General features: G+C 71.0%; 18 protein-coding genes and 1 tRNA gene. 9 read left to right on the forward strand and 10 right to left on the reverse strand.

Annotated elements, in window-relative coordinates; genetic code table 11:
• Positions 1-105: 105 nt before the first annotated feature.
• Positions 106-1,242, reverse strand: a complete 1,137-nt coding sequence (locus ACFYRX_RS37680; protein ID WP_389110104.1) for a hypothetical protein — start codon at positions 1,240-1,242, stop codon at positions 106-108.
• Positions 1,239-2,444: a hypothetical protein gene (locus ACFYRX_RS37685; RefSeq protein WP_389110106.1), complete on the reverse strand. Its 1,206-nt coding sequence runs from the start codon at positions 2,442-2,444 to the stop codon at positions 1,239-1,241. The genes ACFYRX_RS37680 and ACFYRX_RS37685 overlap by 4 nt, the downstream gene beginning before the upstream one ends.
• A gap of 177 nt (positions 2,445-2,621) precedes the next feature.
• Between ACFYRX_RS37685 and ACFYRX_RS37690 the strand changes: the two genes are divergently transcribed.
• A complete protein-coding gene (locus tag ACFYRX_RS37690; RefSeq protein ID WP_389110109.1) occupies positions 2,622-3,920 on the forward strand; it encodes a class I SAM-dependent methyltransferase in 1,299 nt (432 codons plus the stop codon).
• A gap of 270 nt (positions 3,921-4,190) precedes the next feature.
• On the opposite strand, the gene ACFYRX_RS37695 is transcribed toward ACFYRX_RS37690, so the two are convergent.
• Entirely contained in the window at positions 4,191-6,719 is a 2,529-nt protein-coding gene (locus ACFYRX_RS37695) for an ABC transporter permease (protein WP_389110112.1), read from the reverse strand.
• Entirely contained in the window at positions 6,719-7,489 is a 771-nt protein-coding gene (locus ACFYRX_RS37700) for an ABC transporter ATP-binding protein (protein ID WP_389110115.1), read from the reverse strand. The genes ACFYRX_RS37695 and ACFYRX_RS37700 overlap by 1 nt, the downstream gene beginning before the upstream one ends.
• A gap of 389 nt (positions 7,490-7,878) precedes the next feature.
• On the opposite strand from ACFYRX_RS37700, the gene ACFYRX_RS37705 reads away from it, so the two are divergent.
• Positions 7,879-7,962, forward strand: a tRNA-Leu gene (locus ACFYRX_RS37705).
• 38 nt (positions 7,963-8,000) lie between these two features.
• On the opposite strand, the gene ACFYRX_RS37710 is transcribed toward ACFYRX_RS37705, so the two are convergent.
• A complete protein-coding gene (locus ACFYRX_RS37710) occupies positions 8,001-8,261 on the reverse strand; it encodes a hypothetical protein (protein ID WP_389110117.1) in 261 nt (86 codons plus the stop codon).
• Between the two features lie 894 nt (positions 8,262-9,155).
• Positions 9,156-9,560: a helix-turn-helix domain-containing protein gene (locus ACFYRX_RS37715; RefSeq protein WP_389110120.1), complete on the reverse strand. Its 405-nt coding sequence runs from the start codon at positions 9,558-9,560 to the stop codon at positions 9,156-9,158.
• A gap of 232 nt (positions 9,561-9,792) precedes the next feature.
• Between ACFYRX_RS37715 and ACFYRX_RS37720 the strand changes: the two genes are divergently transcribed.
• From ACFYRX_RS37720 to ACFYRX_RS37745, 6 genes are all read left to right on the forward strand, one after another.
• Positions 9,793-10,008: a hypothetical protein gene (locus ACFYRX_RS37720; protein ID WP_389110123.1), complete on the forward strand. Its 216-nt coding sequence runs from the start codon at positions 9,793-9,795 to the stop codon at positions 10,006-10,008.
• Between the two features lie 52 nt (positions 10,009-10,060).
• Positions 10,061-10,279 (forward strand): hypothetical protein, encoded by a 219-nt coding sequence (locus ACFYRX_RS37725; protein WP_389110126.1) that lies wholly within the window; start codon positions 10,061-10,063, stop codon positions 10,277-10,279.
• A 94-nt stretch (positions 10,280-10,373) separates the two neighbouring features.
• Entirely contained in the window at positions 10,374-12,305 is a 1,932-nt protein-coding gene (locus ACFYRX_RS37730) for a hypothetical protein (protein ID WP_389110128.1), read from the forward strand.
• 591 nt (positions 12,306-12,896) lie between these two features.
• Positions 12,897-13,571: a hypothetical protein gene (locus ACFYRX_RS37735; RefSeq protein WP_389110131.1), complete on the forward strand. Its 675-nt coding sequence runs from the start codon at positions 12,897-12,899 to the stop codon at positions 13,569-13,571.
• Positions 13,572-13,750: 179 nt separating this feature from the next.
• Positions 13,751-14,926 (forward strand): 4-hydroxybenzoate 3-monooxygenase, encoded by a 1,176-nt coding sequence (locus ACFYRX_RS37740; RefSeq protein ID WP_389110134.1) that lies wholly within the window; start codon positions 13,751-13,753, stop codon positions 14,924-14,926.
• 151 nt (positions 14,927-15,077) lie between these two features.
• Positions 15,078-15,950, forward strand: coding sequence for a Bax inhibitor-1/YccA family protein (locus ACFYRX_RS37745; protein WP_389110137.1), 873 nt, complete (start codon positions 15,078-15,080; stop codon positions 15,948-15,950).
• A 71-nt stretch (positions 15,951-16,021) separates the two neighbouring features.
• Here the strand turns inward: ACFYRX_RS37745 and ACFYRX_RS37750 are convergent, their stop codons facing one another.
• Positions 16,022-16,252, reverse strand: coding sequence for a DUF4287 domain-containing protein (locus ACFYRX_RS37750; RefSeq protein WP_389110140.1), 231 nt, complete (start codon positions 16,250-16,252; stop codon positions 16,022-16,024).
• 132 nt (positions 16,253-16,384) lie between these two features.
• Here ACFYRX_RS37750 and ACFYRX_RS37755 point away from each other — a divergent pair, with 132 nt between their 5' ends.
• Complete coding sequence (locus tag ACFYRX_RS37755) at positions 16,385-16,669, forward strand: hypothetical protein (RefSeq protein ID WP_389110370.1); 285 nt, start codon at positions 16,385-16,387, stop codon at positions 16,667-16,669.
• 30 nt (positions 16,670-16,699) lie between these two features.
• On the opposite strand, the gene ACFYRX_RS37760 is transcribed toward ACFYRX_RS37755, so the two are convergent.
• The 3 genes from ACFYRX_RS37760 to ACFYRX_RS37770 form a co-directional block, all read right to left on the reverse strand.
• Positions 16,700-17,482, reverse strand: a complete 783-nt coding sequence (locus tag ACFYRX_RS37760) for a hypothetical protein (RefSeq protein ID WP_389110143.1) — start codon at positions 17,480-17,482, stop codon at positions 16,700-16,702.
• Between the two features lie 289 nt (positions 17,483-17,771).
• The gene (locus ACFYRX_RS37765) at positions 17,772-18,992 is read right to left on the reverse strand and encodes an acetyl-CoA C-acetyltransferase (protein WP_389110145.1); all 1,221 of its coding nucleotides are present in this window, start codon (positions 18,990-18,992) and stop codon (positions 17,772-17,774) included.
• A gap of 216 nt (positions 18,993-19,208) precedes the next feature.
• Positions 19,209-20,237, reverse strand: coding sequence for an SGNH/GDSL hydrolase family protein (locus tag ACFYRX_RS37770; RefSeq protein ID WP_389110148.1), 1,029 nt, complete (start codon positions 20,235-20,237; stop codon positions 19,209-19,211).
• Positions 20,238-20,276: the final 39 nt, after the last annotated feature.

Below are 20,276 nucleotides of genomic sequence, written 5' to 3' on the forward strand. Positions count from 1 at the left end.
GCTGTCTCGTCATGGAACGGAATCGTAGGTCAAGGAAACGATGTAGGCAGGGCGAAGTCCCCTACGCCCCACACAGCTGGCCTTCCGACGTCTCCGCGCGGTGAGTCAGGCCGATCGCGCAGCCGCAGCGACCGCCGTGCCGAGGGCCTCGACCTCGGGTACGTCCCCGGCGCAGAGCCGGGCCGCTTCGACCAGCTCGGCCAGGGCGCCGGGAAAGCGCAGACACGTGCGGACGACGGCGAGCGCCGTCGTCCGGACCGTCGGCATCTCCGGTACGACTGCCCAGAGTCCGATGTCTCCGCGCACCAGGCCGATCATCTCCTGCCGGGAGACCGGCGCCCGGAACTCGGGCACGGCGAGCAGCGCCTCGACCACGGCGGCGACCGCGGCGTTGGACGGCTGTGCCGGGGACGGCTGGAACGGGGCCCCTGGCTCGGGCGCGGCCAGCAACTGCCCCTCTGTACCGTCCCAGCCCCGTGACCACAGGTGGATAGGGGTCTGACGGGCCAGCCCGCGCTGTCGTAAGGCGGTGAACGTGTCGCGGAGGGACGCGTACAGGGCCTCCGTGTCGGGCGGCCAGAGGTCGGACCCGTCGGCGGTGAGCAGGCGCAGCACCTCCCGGCTGAACAAACCCGTGCGCTCGCCGGAGAGGTTGAGGGCCCGTTCACCCGCCCGTACCGCGAAGAGGGCGGTCTGGTTGTGCCCGGCGGTGGAAGTGCCCGGGGAGAGGGTGGAATGGGGCAGCGCGCGGCGGGCGCGCCGCACATCGTGCACCACCTGGCACGCATCGACCAGCCATATCTGGCGCCGGAACGCGGGAACGGCATTCGAACGGAAGAACGAAAGGGCCAAGTCGAGATCGACATTGACGCGGTCCTCCGAGACGGCGTCGGAACAGAAGACCCGTCGGTGCCCCTCGGCGTCCACCACACCGTGCCCGCCCCACACGACCCAGAGCAGATCACCGTCCTCGCCCGGGACGCCGCGCAGCAGCTCACGGCGTACGGTCGCCTCGTCGGCGCGGTGCACGGGGTGTGGGCGCCCGTTCCATATCGCGGAGTTGCGGGCGAGTGGCGCGACCAGGGCTCTCACTCGCTCCGGCGGCACGCCTCGGTCCAGGAACCAGTCGGCGAATCGGAGGGCGTCCTCCGCGGGCCCGTCCAGGTCCCAGTCCGGGCCGGCCTCGTAGGACTCGACACCGACGACGACCACGCTGGTGCGGGACGGGGACAGCGGGTTCATGGCAGCTCCCGGGCGAGCAAGGAGTACAGATCCGGGTGCGACCAGTAGGCGCTGTGTGCGTAAGGGAACGGCTGGCGGCTGTCCAGCGGGACGTCCCGGGCCCGGCCGGGAAAGACGCGCTCCGCGACGAACGCGAGCAGGTCCCGGCGGTCGTACACATTGGTCCACGGTGGGAAGTCGGGCCGCAGCGGAGCGCCGAACGGCAGACTGGGCAGTGCGCCGATCTCGTAGAGGAACGGGGCCTGAGAGCCGACAGTCACCAGGTGCGCCACCTCCGGCCGCGGTCCGGGCGCGGCCAGCAGGTCCACTGCCGCGATCCCGCCGAGGCTGTGGCCGAGAACAGCCACCTGGCCGTCTCCATCGGCCACACACTCCGCGATGCGCCGGGCGAGCAGGGCGCGGATGGCGTCGCCTCGGGCCAGGTAGAGCAGGATGTCGCCCGCGGCCGGGTGGCCGACATCGGTCAGGGCGCCCCGGCGGCGTTCCACGGCCCGGGCCCCGCCCAGCCGCAGAGCGGTACGGGCAGCCAGCAGGCCGACCCGGGACGCGACCGAGCGCACTTGCGTATCCGGCCCCGCCCCGCCCAGCGCCGCGGCGAGCGCCCCGACCAGTTCGTCGCGGGCCCGGCCGTCCCCCTCGACGGCACCGGCCGCGTCCTTCCGATCGCCTGCCTCGGCCACGGTGGCACGGGCGAGCAGTAGCGACAGCCCGGGATCGTCGGCGAACACGGCACGGGCGTCCGCCCAGGCATCGCTGTCCAGTACGGCGGCCAGGGCGCCCGGCAGTCGGCCGGTCAGGCCCGCGGCGTCGGCCAGGGCGCGTAATCGCCCGGGAGCGCCGGGCGCCAGCAGGGACTGCACGGTCTGCTCGGCCTCTTCGCCCGGTAGTTGCGCACCGGGCGGGGGGTCGGTCACCTCCCCGACGCCTGCCAGGCGTAGCTCGTACAGCGGGTCGGCGTACAGCAGCAGCCAGGCGTCCACCGGATCGGGTGTGGCCTCGTCGTCCGGGGCTCGGGTGCGGTCGTAGTCCGGGACCGAGGCGCCGCCCGCGTTCAACCGGGCACCTTCGGCGGTTCCCCAGGAGCAGACTGCGACGGTCATGTCCGGCCGCAGCGGCGCCAGCCGCTCGGCGAGCAGGTCGACGACGGCCCGTACCCCCGTCTCGCGAACACCCGTCCCGTGCACGAAGAGCAGCGTCGGCATGCCGTCAGTGTGCGGGCTTCCCAGCTTGTGGAACAGAGGGGCGCGGACCCCGCACAGACGCATGGCATCCACATGTATTTTGCCCAGCTGTGACGCCGACGGGGGACTGCGCAGGCCGGGTGTGGGTGTTTACGTGGTACTGGACATTCCGGGATCGTTGTCACGGAGGTGTGGGCCATGGCCGACGCCGCGTTGCGGCTCAAGAGGCTTGTCGAACCACTGCTGGGAGTGCCGCTACCGGTGCGGATCCGCGCCTGGGACGGTTCGGAGGCCGGGCCGCCGGACGCTCCCGCGCTGGTCGTGCGCAACCGGCGGGCCGTGCGCCGGCTGCTGTTCAAGCCGGGAGAACTGGGGCTGGCCCGCGCCTGGGTCGCCGGTGACCTGGGCCTGGACGGCGACCTCTACACCGCGCTCGGTCTGATCTCCGGGCTGGTCTGGGAGCGTGGCGAGGACGCCCGCGGTCTGGGCCGGGCCCTGCGCGACCCCGAGGTGCGGGCCGCCGTACGCGGACTCGTCGTCCTCGCCGGGCCGCCGCTGCCCCCCGCCCCGCCTCCCGAGGAGGTCCGCAGGCCGCGCCGGCATCTGCACACCAAGCGCTCCGACAAGCGTGCCATCAGCCACCACTACGACGTCGGAAACGACTTCTACGAGCTCGTCCTCGGGCCGTCGATGGTGTACTCCTGCGCCTACTGGGAGGCCCCCGACCCCGATGGCACCCTGGAGGGCGCCCAGCGCGACAAGCTCGACCTCGTCTGTCGCAAGCTCGGGCTCGCACCCGGACACAGACTCCTCGACGTCGGCTGCGGCTGGGGCTCGATGGCCGTGCACGCCGCGCGCGAGTACGGCGTGAGCGTCGTCGGCGTCACCCTCTCCCAGGAGCAGGCGGCCTACGCCCGCAAGCGCGTCGCCGGGGAAGGGCTCACCGACCGGATCGAGATCCGGGTGCAGGACTACCGGGACGTCACCGACGGGCCCTACGACGCGATCTCCTCCCTCGGCATGGCCGAACACGTCGGCGCCGAACGGTACTTGGAGTACGCCGAGGACCTGCTGAAGCTGCTCAGGCCGGGCGGGCGGCTGCTCAACCACCAGATCGCCCGGCGCCCGCACCGCGACGAATCGGCGTACACCCTCGACGGGTTCATCGACGCCTACGTCTTCCCCGACGGCGAACTCGCCCCCCTCGGCACCACCGTCACCCAGCTGGAGCGCGCCGGGTTCGAGGTGCGGGACGTCGAGTCGATCCGTGAGCACTACGCCCTCACCCTGCGTCGCTGGGTCGCCAACCTGGAGCGTGAGTGGGCGGATGCGGTGCGGCTCGCCGGGGCCGGGCGGGCCCGGGTGTGGCTGCTGTACATGGCCGCCTGCGCCCTCGCCTTCGAACGCAACCGCCTCGGCGTCAACCAGGTCCTGGCCGTCCGCGCCCCCGAATCCGGCACCTCGGGACTGCCGTTGCGGGCCCGCACCTGGAACTGAGGCCGGGGCGGGGCGGGTTGTCCGGCTGCGGGTTGTGTGTGGCCGGTCGCGCAGTTCCCCGCGCCCCTGGGGTGTCCGGGTCGCCGGTGTCGGGATCCTCGGGTTCGTCGTCGGCGGGCTCGTCGTCCGGCTGCGGGTTGTATGTGGCCGGTCGCGCAGTTCCCCGCGCCCCTGGGGTGTCCGGGTCGCCGGTGTCGAGATGGGTCGGCTCGTCTTCGGCGTTTTCGTTCTCGGGCCGGGAGGAGGGCCCTCCTCCCGGCCGGGGGTCGGCTACTCCGCCTTGATGGCGGCCAGCATGTTCATGCGGGCCGCCCTGCGGGCCGGCCACAGTGCGGCGAGGATGCCCACCGTCGCCGCCAGGAGGAGGAAGACCGCCATCCTGGCCCAGGGCACGACGAGTTCGTACGTCGCCATCTTCGCGCCGAGGAGCTCGCCGGCCGCCCAGCCGAAGAACACGCCCAGGCCGATGCCGAGCACCCCGCCGAAGAGCGAGATGACCAGGGACTCCAGGCGGACCATCCGCTTGATGCCCTTGCGGTCCAGGCCGATCGCGCGGAGCATGCCGATCTCCTGGGAGCGCTCGAAGACCGACATCGCCAGGGTGTTGATGACTCCGAGGACGGCGACGATCACCGCCATGGCGAGCAGGCCGTAGAGCATGTTCAGCATCAGCGTGAACATCTGGGCGATGGAGTCGGACAGGTCCTTCTTGTCCTGGACCTTGATGGCCGGGTTGGAGCCGAGGGCCTTCTCCAGCCTGTCCTTCGTGGCGTCGGAGGCGCCGTCGGACGTCTTCAGCATGATCTGCATGTCGGCCACGTCGTTCAGGTGCGGGGAGACCGTCGCGGTGTCGAGCATGATGCCGCTGATCAGGTCGTTGCCCTCGTAGACGCCGGCGACGGTGAGCCGCTGCGCCTTGCCGTCCTCATAGTGGGCGGTGAAGGTCGAACCCGCCTTCCAGCCGAAGGACTTGGCCCTGTCCTTGTCCACGACCACCTTGGTGCCGCCGACCTCGAACGCGCCGTCGTCGACCTTCAGGTCGGTCAGCTCGCCGATGGCCGAGCCGTTCACGCCGGTCAGGTACTCGGTCTCGCCGTCGATGCGGGCCGCGGCGTTGCGCAGCGGGCTGACGGCGGTGACGTCGTCGACCTTCGCCAGCTTCTTCTCGACGTCCGGCGAGAGCTCGTTGCCGTTCGCCATGGAGACGACGTAGTCCGCGCTGATCGCCGCGGTCGCCATCTTGTCGATCGACTTCTGGAGGCTGCCCGCCATCACCGTCATACCGGTGATCAGGGTGAGGCCGATCATCAGCGCGGAGGCGGTGGCGGCCGTACGGCGCGGGTTGCGCACCGAGTTCTGGCGGGCCAGCTTCCCCGAGATGCCGAACACGCGCATGGCCGGGGCCGCGGCCGCGATCAGCGGGCGGGAGAGGAGGGGGGTGAGGATGAAGACGCCGATGATCAGCAGGACCGCGCCCATCCCCATGGGGGCCTGGCCGTCCGAGCCGTCCATCGTCGTGGCCGCCAGGATGACGGCGACACCCGCACCGCTGAACAGCGCGCCCAGCGTGTTGCGCAGCACCAGCGACCTGGTGGTCGCCTTCGCGTGCACGCTGCTCATCGCCGCGACCGGCGGGATCTTCGCCGCCCTGCGGCCCGGCAGCCAGGCCGCCAGCATGGTGATCAGGACGCCGACCACCAGGGCCGCGCCGACCGTGCCCGGCGTGATGATCAGCGGCCCGTCGGGGACGGTCGCGCCGAGCGAGCCCATCAGGGACCTGAGACCGGCCCCGATGCCGATACCGGCGACGAGGCCTGTCACGGCGGCGACCAGACCGACCACGAACGCCTCGACCAGCACCGACCGCGTCACCTGCCTGCGGGAGGCGCCGACCGCCCGCAGGAGCGCCAGTTCCCTGGTGCGCTGGGCGACCAGCATGGTGAAGGTGTTGGCGATGATGAAGGTGCCGACGAACAGCGCGATGCCCGCGAAGACCAGCAGGCCCTGCTTGAGACCGGACATGGACGAGGAGATCAACCTGGCCTGGCTGTCGGCGAGTTCCTTGCCCGTCGTGGTCTCCACCCGGTCGGCGGGCAGCGCCTTCTTCAGGGCCGCCTGCAGAGCGGTCTGGGAGGTGCCGGAGGCCGCCTTCACGTCGATCTCGTCGTACGTTCCCGGCTTGCCGAACAGCTTCTGGGCGGTGGCCGTGTCGAACAGCGCGAGGCTGCCGCCGGCCGCGACATTGCCGTCGTCGGTGGTGAAGATGCCCGTGACGGTGGGCTGGAGAACCGGGCCGTCCACCGAGATGCGCACGGTGTCACCGACCTTGTAGCCGGCCCGCTTCGCGGTCTCCGAGTCGATCGCGACCTGGTTCGCGCCGTGCGGCGCCGAGCCCTTCGCCAGCGGGTACCGGGGGTCCTCGGTGCCCGAGTAGTTGCCGCCCTGCGACTGGAAGCCGCCGCCGATGAGCTTGCCGTCCTTGTCGGCGATGGCGGTGAAGCCGTTGACGACACCGATCGCCCGGGCGGCGCCCGGCACTTCGGCGCTGCGGTCCAGCAGGGCCTGCGTCAGCTCGTGGCTCTTGCCGATCGTGTCGCCCTTGTCCTCCTCGGACTTGGCGGTGACGGCCACGTCGACCTGGTCGAAGCCCTTGGCCGAACTCTTCTGGTAGGCCTCGGAGATGGTGTTGGTGAAGACCAGCGTGCCGGACACGAACGCCACACCGAGCATCACGGCGAGCACGGTCATCAGCAGTCTGGCCTTGTGCGCGAACACGTTGCGCAGGGCGGTGCGGAACATCAGGAGGTACGGCCCTTCGCGTCGAAGCGCTTCATGAAATCGAGCACGTTGTCGGCGGTGGGCTTGTACATCTCGTCGACGATCCTGCCGTCCGCGAGGAACACCACCCGGTCCGCGTACGCCGCCGCCACCGGGTCGTGCGTCACCATGACCACCGTCTGCCCCAGCTCCCGTACGGAGTTGCGCAGGAAGCCCAGGACCTCGGCGCCGGCGCGCGAGTCGAGGTTGCCGGTCGGCTCGTCCCCGAAGATGATCTCGGGCCTGGAGGCCAGGGCCCGGGCCACGGCGACGCGCTGCTGCTGGCCGCCGGAGAGCTGCGAGGGGCGGTGGCTGAGACGGTCCTGCAGGCCGATCATCCGGATGACCGAATCCAACCACTCCTTGTCCGGCTTACGGCCCGCGATGTCCATCGGGAGCGTGATGTTCTCCAGGGCGGTCAGGGTCGGCAGCAGGTTGAACGCCTGGAAGATGAAGCCGATCTTGTCCCGCCGCAGCTTGGTGAGCTGCCTGTCCTTCAGCGAGCCCAGCTCCGTGTCGCCGATGCGGACCGAACCGGAGGAGAAGGTGTCCAGTCCGGCCACGCAGTGCATCAGCGTGGACTTGCCGGAACCGGAGGGGCCCATGATCGCGGTGAACTCGGCCTGCCGGAACTCGAAGGTGACCCGGTCAAGGGCGACCACCTGGGTCTCGCCCTGTCCGTAGATCTTCGACAGATCCGTGGCGCTCGCGGCCACGGTCGTGGTCCGGCCGGCGACGGGTGTGGTGGTCACGGGATGGAACTCCTTGAGGGACGACATCGTTGAGGACGTCTTCCATCGTGCTGGCCGGAGCGCGCCGTGTAGTCAGCCGCAGTTCTGGTTCCGAGGGCAGACTTCGGAGGGACCGGACGGCTCGCCGTCATACCTGGGGATGACGGCGGCCCTGATGGGGGCATGTGCAGAGAACAGGTGGAGCGTCCTTGTTCGGACGGTGAAATTCCGTCATTCCGCGTGCGTGGCCGGGGGCCCCGCGCAAGGCTATTGGCAAGTGCGGATGGCCTGTTCCATGGTCTGATGCACCCTCAGACATCAATAAAATAAGACAACATCGGTCCGCCCGCCCGCTGTTGGAAGGATGCGTCCCGATAGGCTCGGAACTTCAAACGCGGAGCCCATGACCTGCCCGGATGGTGGAATGCAGACACGGCGAGCTTAAACCTCGCTGCCCCTTCGCGGGCGTGCCGGTTCAAGTCCGGCTCCGGGCACTTTCGCGCCCACGCGGCGGTTCTGCGCGTGTGGGTCGTCACCCTTCGTAGACCGTCAGTACGGCTCCGTCGATCTCGATCCGGCGGCCCGCGCGCAAGCCGTCGCGGCGCAGCGTTCTCAGACAGGTGTGGAAGAGGGGCAGCTCGTCCGCGTCCAGGACGGCGGCGGCCAGTTCCACGAGTTCGGTCACTGACTCGTCGGTCAGTACGTGGGGCAGCTCGCCGGAGAGCAGAACGACCGATTCACCGGCGGGCCCGCGGACCACGACCGTGGCCGGACCGCCATGCACGAACAACACATTCCCCCCTGGGAGCCCGGGGTCGTGCGGCTCTCGCTCCTCGGGCAGGACGAGAGACTAGCGGGCGGGCCCGACACTTTCGGGCGCAGTCGAATTCTTTTTCCGAGTTCACGGAAGAGTGAACATCCGCGGTCGCGGAGCGCCGGGACCGGCTTCCGGACGGTCAGTTCCTTGGCCGGGACCCGTCGGGACGGGGGCGTGGGCGGTGGCTCCTCGGCCCGAGGGAGGGGTGCCGGTCGCTGAATGATCGGTCTTCGTACGGCCCTCGGGTAGTGGTTTCCACGATCGGGGCCCGGTTGCCGGGTGACGGCTTTCTCGGTCCGGAACCAGGTCGCGGGCGGTCGCTCCTCCTGGCCGACGGTCCCGATTCGCGGAGGTCATGTCCTCGGCGCGGTGCGGCCGTTCGCGGTCTGTCGCCTCCGGGCCGGCCGCGATGGGCGCCCGCCCGGCCCGGCGCGCCCGCCCGGCCCGGCGCGCCCGGCCGGCCCGGCGCGCCTGGCCCGGGGTGTCCGGGCGTCGGGGTTCGTGGCCGGGGTGGAGCGTCGGCGAAGGTGAGCGGGGGTGCGGCGGGGCGTTCCCGTTGCGGCCCGTCCGGGCTAGTGGGCCCGGGGGAGCCGTCGGCGGCCGAGCCCAAGGGTGAGCCGGTGAACGCCGGTTCAGGGCCGGCGGACGCCGCCGGCGCCGGGGCGGAGGCCGCGCAGGAGGACGAGGCGCGGGGGAAGTCCGGGGCGGCCGACGGGCATGAGCGCGCGGCCGCCACCACCTCGGTCGGAGCCGCCCAGCAGCCCGCCGGGTACTTCATCGCGCCCACCGCGGTGGCGGTCGTGCCGGCGGCTCCCGAGCGGCGCCCGCGGGTCGAGGGCGGGTTCGACTTCTTCGGTACGAAACCGGGGGTTACTTCTTCGGCGCGGGGGGCGTGGAGCGGTCCAGCAGGGACTCCACGAGGGCGGCCACGTGGCGGCGGTCGTCGGCCGAGAGTTGCTGGACGCTCGCGATCAGCAGGTCCACCTCGGGGTCGGCCGGGCGGGCGGCGCCGTCGGAGTCCTGGCCGGCCGGGGTGCCGTACACGTGGATGCCGCAGGCCTCCGCGGCGGAGCGGCGCACGGTGTCCAACGGGAGTTCCAGCCCCTTGGACAGGCCCTCCAGGGTGGTCGACTGGGGCATGCGGACGACCCGCTCGGTGGTCGCCAGATGGTGGACGGTGGAGCGTGGGATGCCGCCGCGGCGCGCCACCTCGCCGTAGGACCAGCCCTTCCGGTCCAGGCGCTCACGGATCAACTGCTGGAGTGCGTTGGCCACGGGTGGGTCACTTCCTGCTCGCCGCTCGGCGGAACCGTCCATGTCGGGGCCGATTCTACGGGCGGGCCCACCCGGTGCCGAAAGGGTGATTCCCCGAACGGGTTGCGCGACGGCCCCGCGAGGCCCTAGTGTCCAATCTCGTTGGACAGCACGTCCGACCAAGTTGGACAGAGTGCGGGGGGAACCTGACTCGGTCCGACCGGAAATGCCCATCCCTGAGGGGGAACTGATCATGATGGATGCACACGAGCTCGAGGCCGAGTCCGCGGAGCTGCTGCCGGGCCGGGAGGCCCTGGGCAAGCTGAAGTTCAGCTTCAACCGGACGACCAACGTGACCAAGCACGTCGCCAACGTCGAGGCGCACAACTCGTCCCTCGCCCTCAACGACCACTCCGTGGGGTCCGCGGCCGCTTCCAGCGCCTCGCAGACCATCAGCATCACCCAGTAGCAGCCGCGCACCACCTCCACAGCCTTCGTCATCATCTGAAAGGACATCCGTCATGAGCATGGACATGCACGAGCTGGACACCGAGTCCGCGGAGCTGCTGCCGGGCCGGGAGGCCCTGGGCAAGCTGAAGTTCAGCTTCAACCGGACGACCAACGTCACCAAGCACATCGCCAACGTCCACGCCGACAACCAGTCCGCGGCCGTCAACGACCACTCCGCGTGGTCGGTCGCCGAGTCGCAGGCCGGGCAGACGATCTCCGTCAAGCAGTGACCCTGCGCTGACGACGGCCGCCGGGGCGGACCGCGCACAGGTGCGGTTCGCCCCGGCGGTCATGAGGGGGGCAGGACATGGGGGGAGACCACATATGACAGTGCTCGGAGACGGGGCCCCGGCGCTGTACGACACCGGGCCGGTGCCCGGGCCCGGCGGCTGGCCGGTGACCTACGAGCAGGTGGCGACGGGCAGTCTGCCGGTCGTCGAACTGCGGCTGGTGCCCCGGCTGAGCGCGGGACTGCGGCTGCACGGCGAGTACCAGGGGTCGGGCTTCACCGAGCCCAAGTACATCGCCCGTCGGGGGGACGGGCAGGTCGTGCAGCTGTCACGGCTGCTGCATCTCGTGGCGTCGTCGGTCGACGGCGTACGCGACATCGAGTCCATCGCCCACCGGGTGAGCGCGAGATTCGGCCGCGAGGTCAGCTCCGACAACATCCGCTACCTGGTGGAGAAGAAACTCGAACCGCTCGGGGTGACCGTCCCCGAGGGCCAGGAGAGCGACGAGGTCGACGCACCCCGCTCCGACCTGCTGCTCGCGCTCAAGGGGCACCGGGTCATCTTCGACGAGCGGCGCACGGACCGGATCGCACGGATGCTGGGCTGGCTGCACCGGCCGGTCGTGGTCGTGGCCGTGCTTCTGGCGACCGTGGCCATGGACGTGTGGCTGTTCGGTTTCTTCGGGGCGATCGAGCCGGTCCTGGAGGTCCTCGACCAGCCGGTGCTGATCCTGCTCGTCTTCGCCCTGACCGTGGCCTCGCTCGTCTTCCACGAGTTCGGCCACGCCTCCGCGTGCAGATACGGCGGCGCCCGGCCCGGGTGCATCGGCTGCGGGATCTTCCTCATCTGGCCGTCGATGTACACCGACGTCACCGACGTGTACCGGATCGGGCGGGGCGGACGGATCCGCACCGACCTGGGCGGGGTCTACTTCAACGTCGTCTTCATGCTGGGCATGGCCGGGCTGTACTTCGCCACGGGGGAGCCGTTCTTCCTGGCGGCGGTCTACCTCGGCCACTTCGAGATCCTCGAACAGCTGATGCCGGCCGTACGGCTGGACGGCTACTACATCCTGGGCGACCTCGCCGGGGTCCCGGACCTCTACGGCAAGATCAAACCGATCCTGCTCGGTCTGGTGCCGGGGCGGAAGGGCCGGGCCGCCCGCAAAGAGGTCGCCGGGCTGAAGAAGTCGGCGCGGACCATCGTGGCCGCGTGGGTGCTGACCATGGTGCCGCTGATCATCGGCGAGATGGGCTACGCGCTGTGGAACCTGCCCAGGATCCTCGCCACGATGACCCGGTCGATGGTCGAGCAGTTCTCCGGAACCGGATCGGCCCTCGCGGACGGCAAGGTCGTCGAGGGGCTCGTCGGGGTGCTCGGCTGTCTGATGCTGCTGATCCCGATGGGCGGGGTCGTCTACCTCTCCGTGAAGATCGGCGGGCGGATCCTCCGTGCGGCGAAGCGTGCCACGGCGGAACGGCCCCTGTTGCGGGTGACGCTGTGCGCGTTGATCCTCGCCGGGCTGACAGGCCTCAGCTATGCGTGGACATCAGGTCTGACACCCCAGCCCCTCCCGAAGAAACCCCCGATCGCACCGATCCTCCAGCCCGGGGTGTCGACGGAGGAACCAGAACCCCGGCAGGCCGCGACTCCGGATGGCGACGCGTCCACATCGGACGGGGACTCCGCGGACGACCCGGCGGGCGCCGGCACCGGCACGGTCCCGTCTTCGGCGGCGGGCCGTCCCTCGGGCTCCGAGGCTCCTTCACCGGGTACCTCCGCCGCCCTGTCGGCGTCCGCCTCACCGGCGGCGCCGGCGTCGAACGCGGGGGCGTCCACCGGTTCCTCCCGCGGGCCGGCGTCCCCGGCCCAGGGCACCACGGAGGGCCCTGAACCGTCGTCACCGAGCACGGGCGAGGGCCCGTCCAGTCCCGCCCCGTCCCCGATCCCGTCGGAGAGCGCCCAGCCCTCGCCCACCGAACCCCCCTCACCGCCGCCGACCGGCGGATCACCGGGGGTGACCTGAGCGGCCGGGGCCGCGGCCGGCCCCGAGCCGGGGGTGTGGCCGGGGCCCCCGGCCAAAACGGCGACCGGCCCCGAGCCCGGGTCGTGGCCGGTCCCGAACAAGGCCGAACAGGGCCGCGCGCCCCGGGCAGGCCGTGACCGGCCTCAAGCCGAGGCCGATTCCCACCCCGGGCGTGCCGACACCGGTCCGGTGTCGGGGCGGGGGTCGCCAACGGCTCGGAGCCGGGCCGGCGGTCGGCCGCAAGCCGAAACCGCGGTCGGCCGCAAGCCGAAACCGGAGCCGGCCCCGAGCCGGGCCAGTGGTCGGCCGTACGCCGAACCGGGCGGCCCGGCGGCAAGCAGATCCCGGACCGGCTGTACGCCGAACCGGGGCCGGCGGCAAGCAGATCCCGGACCGGCTGTACGCCGAACCGGGACCGGCGGCAAGCAGATCCCGGACCGGCCCTACGCCGAACCGGGACCGGTTGCAAGCACAACCCGGGCCGGCTGCAAGCAGAACCGTGGCCGGCCGTAAGGCCAACCGTGGCCGGTCTCGGGGCGGGGCGGTCGGTGGCCCCGTGTCCGCACTCATCCATGAACCCGAGGAGATCCCTTGAGCAGTCACCGAAAACGCCGTTCCACCTCTCCGCTCACCCGGCGGGCCGTCCGCGTCGGCCTGTTCGCAGCCGGTGTCGCCGGTGTGGCGACCGCCGTTCCGGCGCAGGCCGCCACCGGTGGGCCCGCGAAGGTCGCCGTCGCGTCGGACCATGTGTTCAGCCGTGCCAACCGGCTCGATCACACGGAGGCGAAGGACTCGTTCACCATCCGTCAGTACGGCAAGGTGAGCGCGGCCGGTGTGCGCAACCAGGCCAACGCGGTCTCGTCGGGCTGCTCCGCCGACGACGCCTGCCGTTCGGTCGCGCTGTCCTTCCAGATCGTGACGTTCGCCGGTGATCAGACGCGCCTGAACGCCGTGAATCTCAGCGACGCCGCCAACAAGAACTGCAACGGCTGCCAGACCCTGGCCGGTGCCTACCAGTTCGTGGTCTCCACGCCCACCCCGCTCACCCTCGACTCCGCCCACCGCCGCCAACTCGCCGACATCCACCGCCGACTGGACGCGCTGACCCGCTCCAAGGTCCCCGCGGCCGAACTGCGCACCCAGGCCGACGCCCTCGCCGCCGAGGTCAACGCCGTCCTCAAGGACGCCGTGGCCGACGCCCCGAAGGGTGACGCACAGGACGACGTCACCATGCACCGTCACCTGGACGGCTGGCCCGGCCGCTGACCCGTCGGCCGTCCCGGTCCGCGGCAGCCTTCCGCGGGCCGGGACGGCCGTGCAGACCGTTGACATCGGCAGACGCTGAGCGCAGACTCAGGACATCTAAGTGAAATAAACTTCACCTAGCGAACAGTGCACAACTACTGGCGTCAGCCGAGAACCAAGGTCTCCGAAGGGAACGCCCGATGCGCACCACCGTCGGCATCATCGGAGCCGGCCCCGCCGGTCTCCTCCTCGCCCGCCTCCTTCACAACGCCGGCATCGACTCGGTCGTCCTGGAGAGCCGCGACCGCGCCTACGTCGAGCACCGCCAGCGCGCCGGGATCCTGGAGCAGGGCACGGTCGACGTGCTGCGCGAGGCGGGCGCCGGTGAGCGCATGGACCGCGAGGGGCTCCCGCACGACGGCATCGAACTGCGCTACGACAAAAAGCGCCACCGCGTCGACTTCCCCGCCCTCACCGGCGGCCGGTCCGTGATGGTCTACGCCCAGACCGAGGTGTGCAAGGACCTCATCGCCCTCCAGCTCAAGGACGGCGGCCCGCTGCTGTTCGAGGCGGAGGCGCTGGCCGTCGAGGGGGCGGACGGGGACAGCCCGCGGATCCGCTTCCGGCACCAGGGCCGCGAGGACGTCCTGGAGTGCGAGTACGTCGTCGGCTGCGACGGCTTCTGGGGCGTGGCGAGAAAGGCGATCCCCGCCGAACTCACCCAGGTGTTCGAGCGGACGTACCCCTTCGCCTGGCTCGGCATCCTCGCCGACGTCCCGCCCTCCCACGACGAGCTGGTCTACGCCCGCCACGACCGCGGCTTCGCCCTCCTGTCCATGCGCTCCCCGTCCGTCTCCCGTCTCTACCTCCAGGTCCCCGAGGGCACGCACGCCGAGAGCTGGGGCGACGAGGAGATCTGGGACGAGCTGGAGCGCCGCTTCGAGACCGACGACGACTGGACGCTGGACCGGGGGCCGATCACGCAGAAGTCCGTCACCCCGATGCGCTCCCACGTCCACGAGCCCATGCGGTACGGCCGTCTCTTCCTCGCGGGCGACGCGGCGCACATCGTGCCGCCCACCGGTGCCAAGGGCCTGAACCTCGCCGTCGGTGACGTCGTGACCTTCGCGAGGGCGCTGGCGTACCAGAAGGAGACCGGTTCGGCGGAGCGCCTCGACGCCTACTCCGAGACCTGTCTGCGCCGGGTGTGGCAGGCCGAACGGTTCTCGTACGACATGACGAGCCTCCTGCACCGGGCGCCCGACGCCACCGCCTTCGAGGACCGGATGCAGCAGGCCCGGCTGGAGCGGATCGCCGGGTCCCGGGCGGCCGAGGCCGACCTCGCCGAGGGGTACACCGGCTTCCCCCTCGAGTGAGGCGGCCCCTCCGGTGCCGGGAATCACGCGTGCGCGTAGCGTGTTGGCCAGCACATCGAGGGAAGATCCTCCTCAAGCACTAGGGTCATTCCTTTGCCTACCTATTACTCTTGAGGGCAAGGCCCACACACGGTGGCCATGGAGGAGTGAAATGAGGAGCAGCAACCCGGTCTTCTCGCGACGGGGCTTCAGCCGCGACAACGGCTACGCCGGCTTCAACACCGCGCCGCAGGCCGGGGGCGCAGCAGTGGGCGCGCAGGGCACCAACCCGTACGCGACCAACCCCTACGCCCAGCAGGACCTTCAGCAGGGCGCGCCGCCGCAGGCCCCGGTGACCACCGGCCGGATGACGATGGACGACGTCGTCATGCGCACCGGCACCACACTCGGCATCCTGGTCGTCACGGCCGCGCTCGCCTGGGCGCTGCTGCCGGTCGACGACGCCAACATCGGCCGCTCGTACGGCATCGGTATCGGTGCCGCGGTCATCGGCATGGTCCTGGCGCTCGTCCAGTCCTTCAAGCGCAAGGCCTCGCCCGCGCTGATCCTGTCGTACGCCGCGTTCGAGGGCGTGTTCCTCGGCGTCGTCTCCAGCGTCGTCGACAACCGCATCGCGTCCGGTGCGGCCATGCAGGCCGTGATCGGCACCCTGGCGGTCTTCACCGCCGTGCTGGTGGCGTACCGGGCCGGCTGGATCCGCGTCAACCGGCGGTTCTACGGCTTCGTCATGGCGGCCGCGCTCGGCTTCGTCCTGCTGATGATGGTCAACATGCTGTTCGCCGTCTTCGGCGGCGGTGACGGCCTCGGCTTCCGCAGCGGCGGCCTCGGCATCATGTTCGGCATCATCGGCGTCCTGCTCGGCGCGTGCTTCCTCGCCCTCGACTTCAAGCAGGTCGAGGACGGCATCGCCTACGGCGCGCCGAAGGAGGAGGCCTGGCTGGCGGCGTTCGGTCTGACGCTGACGCTGGTGTGGATCTACATGGAGTTCCTGCGGCTCATCGCGATCCTCAACAGCAACGACTAGTGGACGTGGTGCACGCGTGACGTGTGAAAGGGCCCCGGGTTCCCACCCGGGGCCCTTTCCCGTGTGCGCGACTAGGAGTACCTGCGCGCGGCCCTCCTCAGGTCGTACTCGTGGATCAGCGCTTTCGCGTGGCCGTACGCGAGGTTGTGTTCGTGGCGGAGCCAGCTGACCTTCTCCTCGAAGCGGAAGAGAGCCGGCCCGTCGTCGACGGTGCGGAGCCAGTCGGATACTTCACGACCGGTGCAGTGAGGGATGCGGGCGAGCATGTTGCGGTGGGTCTCCTCGGAGAAAACTTGGGACATCGGCGCCTCCGTGCGCATGGGCTGTAAGCCGGTCCTTCAGGTCACCGTGCCTGAGCGTTCGCGTGTTGGCAACAGTCCCGGTGGGACGCGTACGGTTGCCGGGTGGCTGATACCTCGCGTCTGACCCAGGCTGTGGACCAATTCGCCGACCGGTTGCGGGCCGCGCCGCAGTCCCGCCTGCAGCGGGGCGCGGCCGCTGAGGCGCTGGGGCTGGCCCGGGAGTTCGCCCGTCGGACGCAGCTTCTGGAGGAGCCGGGTACGTCGTCGCTTCGCGAGATGCCGGATGCGGGGATGTTCGCCGCGGCCGACCAGATCACCGTCGCCGTGCATGACTTGGCCCTCGTGCTCGATGACGAGGGCCAGGTTTCCGAGGCTGTGCGGTTGGTGGAGGAAGCGCAGAAGCGGGCGGGGGTCTGAGGTTCGGCGGGGGCGACCAGCCCCGCGCCGTCAGAGGCTCGCTATGACCCTGTCCGCCAGGATGTAGACGTTCTCCTCGCCGCACGCGAACGTCAGCGTGTACGCGCCCGAGATGCCCGAGCCGCCCAGCAGGACCGGGGTCTCGCCGGCGCGCAGGGCCGCCGAGAGGCGCTCGGCCGTTTCGCGGTGGCCCGGGGTCATGCAGAGGGTCGTGCCGTCGGTGAAGACGTAGACGTCGAGGGTGCCGAGCGGGCCCGGGCGGACGTCGGCCAGTTCGGTGCCGGAGGCGGCCAGCTCCTCCAGGGTCGCCACCGTGCGTTCGTGGTCGCCCACGGCGGGTGAGCCGACCGGGACGAAGTCCGGGTGGGAGGGGTGGCGGCGGCGGGCCGCGGCCAGTTCGGCACTGTCACCGGCGAACTCGTCCGCGTCCGTGGTCGGCTCCGTCACCGGCTCCAGGCCCACGAAGTCGACCTGCCGGGGCAGGAACAGGTCGCTGTCGGGCAGACCGAGCAGCGAGGGCGCCTCGGAGGCGTCACGGGACTCCTGGGCGGCCCAGAAGGCGCGCGCCTCGGCGAGTTCGCGCTCGCGTTCCTCGGCGAGGGCCTCGGCCACGGCGGCGCGTATCTCGGCGACGTCAGTGGCGGGGCGGGCGGCCGGTACGAGACCTCGCAGCGGCGCGGTGTTGTTCTTGACGAGCTCGGTGTGCAGGGCGGCGACCTGCCGGCGCAGCACCATGAGGGTGCGCAGGACGGCGACGCCCACGGCGCCTGTGGCGGCCGTGGTGACCAGCAATGCGATCGGCATGGCGCTCACTGACGTACTCCCGGTTCAAAGTCGACCCCCGACTTCCTACATCAGCTTGAAGGGCGGACTATCCACCTGTCAGTGCGTAACGTCACGAAACGGACAGGACTTTGGGCCCGAGGTTTGGTGGTGAAACGGCTCTGACCTGCGCAAATCCCTTCCCGAAGGGAGATAGGTCACATCCTGAGGGAGATTGGATCACAAATAGGCCCAGAGCCCAGGAGTTTCCCGGGTTCCGGGCCAAAGGGTGGCGCTGTGTTCCCGTGCGGCTACTTTCCGTACGGATATGGGGTGTTGGTCAGCTCAGGCGCTCGATGACCATCGCCATGCCCTGGCCGCCGCCCACGCACATCGTCTCCAGACCGAACTGCTTGTCGTGGAACTGGAGGGAGTTGATGAGCGTGCCCGTGATGCGGGCGCCCGTCATGCCGAAGGGGTGGCCGACGGCGATCGCGCCGCCGTTGACGTTCAGCTTCTCCAGCGGGATGCCCAGGTCGCGGTAGGAGGGGATCACCTGGGCGGCGAACGCCTCGTTGATCTCGACCAGGTCGATGTCGTCGATGGTGAGGCCGGCGCGGCGCAGCGCCTGGTTCGACGCGTCCACCGGGCCGAGGCCCATGATCTCGGGGGACAGGCCCGAGACGCCCGTCGACACGATGCGGGCGAGCGGGGTGAGGCCGAGCTCGCGGGCCTTGGTGTCGCTCATGATGACGACCGCGGCGGCGCCGTCGTTGAGGGGGCAGCAGTTGCCGGCGGTGACCAGGCCGTCGGGGCGGAAGACCGGCTTCAGGCCGCCGACGGCCTCCATGGTGACGCCGGCGCGCGGGCCGTCGTCCTTGCTGACCACCGTGCCGTCGGGGAGCGTGACCGGGGTGATCTCGCGCTCCCAGAAGCCGTTCTTGATGGCTTCCTCTGCGAGGTTCTGCGAGCGGACGCCGAACTCGTCCATGTCCTGGCGGGTGACGCCCTTGGTGCGGGCCAGGTTCTCGGCTGTCTGGCCCATCGCGATGTACGGGTCGGGGAGCAGGCCGTCCTCGCGCGGGTCGTGCCAGGTCGTGCCCTCCTGGGCGGCCGTGGCGGCGGTGCGGGCCTGGGCCTCGGCGAAGAGCGGGTTCGTGGTGTCCGGGAGGCCGTCCGAGCTGCCCTTGGCGAAGCGGGAGACCATCTCGACGCCGGCCGAGATGAAGACGTCGCCCTCGCCGGCCTTGATGGCGTGCAGGGCCATGCGGCTGGTCTGCAGCGAGGAGGAACAGTAACGGGTGATCGTGCAGCCCGGCAGGTGGTCCATGCCCATCTGTACGGCGACGATGCGGCCCAGGTTGTAGCCCTGCTCGCCGCCGGGGAGGCCGCAGCCGAGCATCAGGTCGTCGATGTCGTGCGGGTCCAGCTCGGGGACCTTGGCGAGGGCGGCCTGGATGATCGTGGCGGTGAGGTCGTCCGGGCGCAGGTCCTTGAGGGAGCCCTTGACGGCGCGGCCGATGGGGGAGCGGGCGGTCGAGACGATCACGGCTTCGGGCATCACGGCTCCATTGGCATGCGGGGTGTTCTTCCGGGCGTGGTTGCTTGCGAAGTTACCCGGACGTATGGCCGAGGTCACGGGCGTGGCGGTGTGACCTATGTCTAAGCGCTTGCTTTTTCGCCCCCGCCGCCCCTACCCGTCCCGTCCGTTCCAGGGGGCTCTGCCCCCTGGACCCCCGCTCCTCAAACGCCGGAGGGGCTGAATGGGCGGCTGGGGTCAGACGCCTGACGTGCTGGTGGGCGTCGGCTCCGTCGCCCTGACCCGCCGCCTGCGCCTGCGCTTGAGGAGTACCCAGGGGCCCTTCGGGCCTGTCGGCATCGCCGCCACGACCTCCGTGCCCGGCTCCGACACCGCCTCCGCCGCCGCCCTCGCCACCGGCAGGAAGCCCTCGCGGCGGGACGCGTCCGGACGGTCCTCGTCGGCCGGCCACAGGCCCAGGGCCGCGCAGACCGTCGGCAGCACCGCCATCGCCGCTGTCGCGTAGCCCTCCGCGGAGGGGTGGTAGTTGTCCGGGCCGAACAGCTCCCGGGGGTTCGCCTCGAACTCCGGGCCCAGCAGGTCGCCCAGGGACACCGTGCGGCCGCCCTGCTCGACCGCACCGATCGTCTGGGCGGCCGCCAGCTGGCGGGAGGCTCTGCGGGCCAGCCAGCGCAGGGGCTGCTGGACCGGCTCGATCGTGCCCAGGTCCGGGCAGGTGCCGACCACGACCTCGGCACCGGCCGTGCGCAGCCGCCGTACCGCCGAGGACAGATGACGCACCGAGCGCGTCGCCGGCATCCGGTGCGTCACGTCGTTCGCGCCGATCATGATCACGCAGACGTCGGGGACCCGGCCGGGGTCCGCCAGCGTCAGCGCCACCTGACGGTCCAGATCGTCGGAGGTGGCCCCGGGCAGGGCGACGTTACGGAACTCCACCGGCCGTTCCGCCACCGCGGCCAGGCCGGACGCCAGCAGTGCGCCCGGTGTCTGGCCCGCCCGGTGCACACCCTGGCCCGCGGCCGTGGAGTCGCCCAGCATCACCAGCCGCAGGGCCGGTTCGCCGGGTGTGGCGTAGACATGGCCGTACCGGCCCTCGGCCTGGGGGACGTGCGGCGTCGCGCCGTTGCCCACCTGCCGTCTCGCCAGCCGCACCTCTGCCAGCAGCAGCCCCATGGCCGCGGCTCCGACCAGACCGATCCCGCCACCGCCGTACGCCGCGCCCGCCGCGATCCGCCGGGCCACCCTCGCCCTCGACATGCTCGTCATTCGTCGCCGCCACCTCCGTCGTACCCGCTACACCCACTC

This window comes from Streptomyces sp. NPDC005374 (assembly GCF_042872225.1).
In the GTDB taxonomy this organism is placed as follows: domain Bacteria; phylum Actinomycetota; class Actinomycetes; order Streptomycetales; family Streptomycetaceae; genus Streptomyces.

Coding starts and splice junctions, on each gene's coding strand:
- ACFYRX_RS37740 (WP_389110134.1), top strand. CDS start 13,751: ATGCGCACCACCGTCGGCATCATCGGAGCCGGCCCCGCCGGTCTCCTC.
- ACFYRX_RS37730 (WP_389110128.1), top strand. CDS start 10,374: ATGACAGTGCTCGGAGACGGGGCCCCGGCGCTGTACGACACCGGGCCG.
- ACFYRX_RS37765 (WP_389110145.1), bottom strand. CDS start 18,992: ATGCCCGAAGCCGTGATCGTCTCGACCGCCCGCTCCCCCATCGGCCGC.
- ACFYRX_RS37745 (WP_389110137.1), top strand. CDS start 15,078: ATGAGGAGCAGCAACCCGGTCTTCTCGCGACGGGGCTTCAGCCGCGAC.
- ACFYRX_RS37685 (WP_389110106.1), bottom strand. CDS start 2,444: ATGCCGACGCTGCTCTTCGTGCACGGGACGGGTGTTCGCGAGACGGGG.
- ACFYRX_RS37725 (WP_389110126.1), top strand. CDS start 10,061: ATGAGCATGGACATGCACGAGCTGGACACCGAGTCCGCGGAGCTGCTG.
- ACFYRX_RS37750 (WP_389110140.1), bottom strand. CDS start 16,252: ATGTCCCAAGTTTTCTCCGAGGAGACCCACCGCAACATGCTCGCCCGC.
- ACFYRX_RS37770 (WP_389110148.1), bottom strand. CDS start 20,237: ATGACGAGCATGTCGAGGGCGAGGGTGGCCCGGCGGATCGCGGCGGGC.
- ACFYRX_RS37690 (WP_389110109.1), top strand. CDS start 2,622: ATGGCCGACGCCGCGTTGCGGCTCAAGAGGCTTGTCGAACCACTGCTG.
- ACFYRX_RS37680 (WP_389110104.1), bottom strand. CDS start 1,242: ATGAACCCGCTGTCCCCGTCCCGCACCAGCGTGGTCGTCGTCGGTGTC.
- ACFYRX_RS37720 (WP_389110123.1), top strand. CDS start 9,793: ATGATGGATGCACACGAGCTCGAGGCCGAGTCCGCGGAGCTGCTGCCG.
- ACFYRX_RS37695 (WP_389110112.1), bottom strand. CDS start 6,719: ATGTTCCGCACCGCCCTGCGCAACGTGTTCGCGCACAAGGCCAGACTG.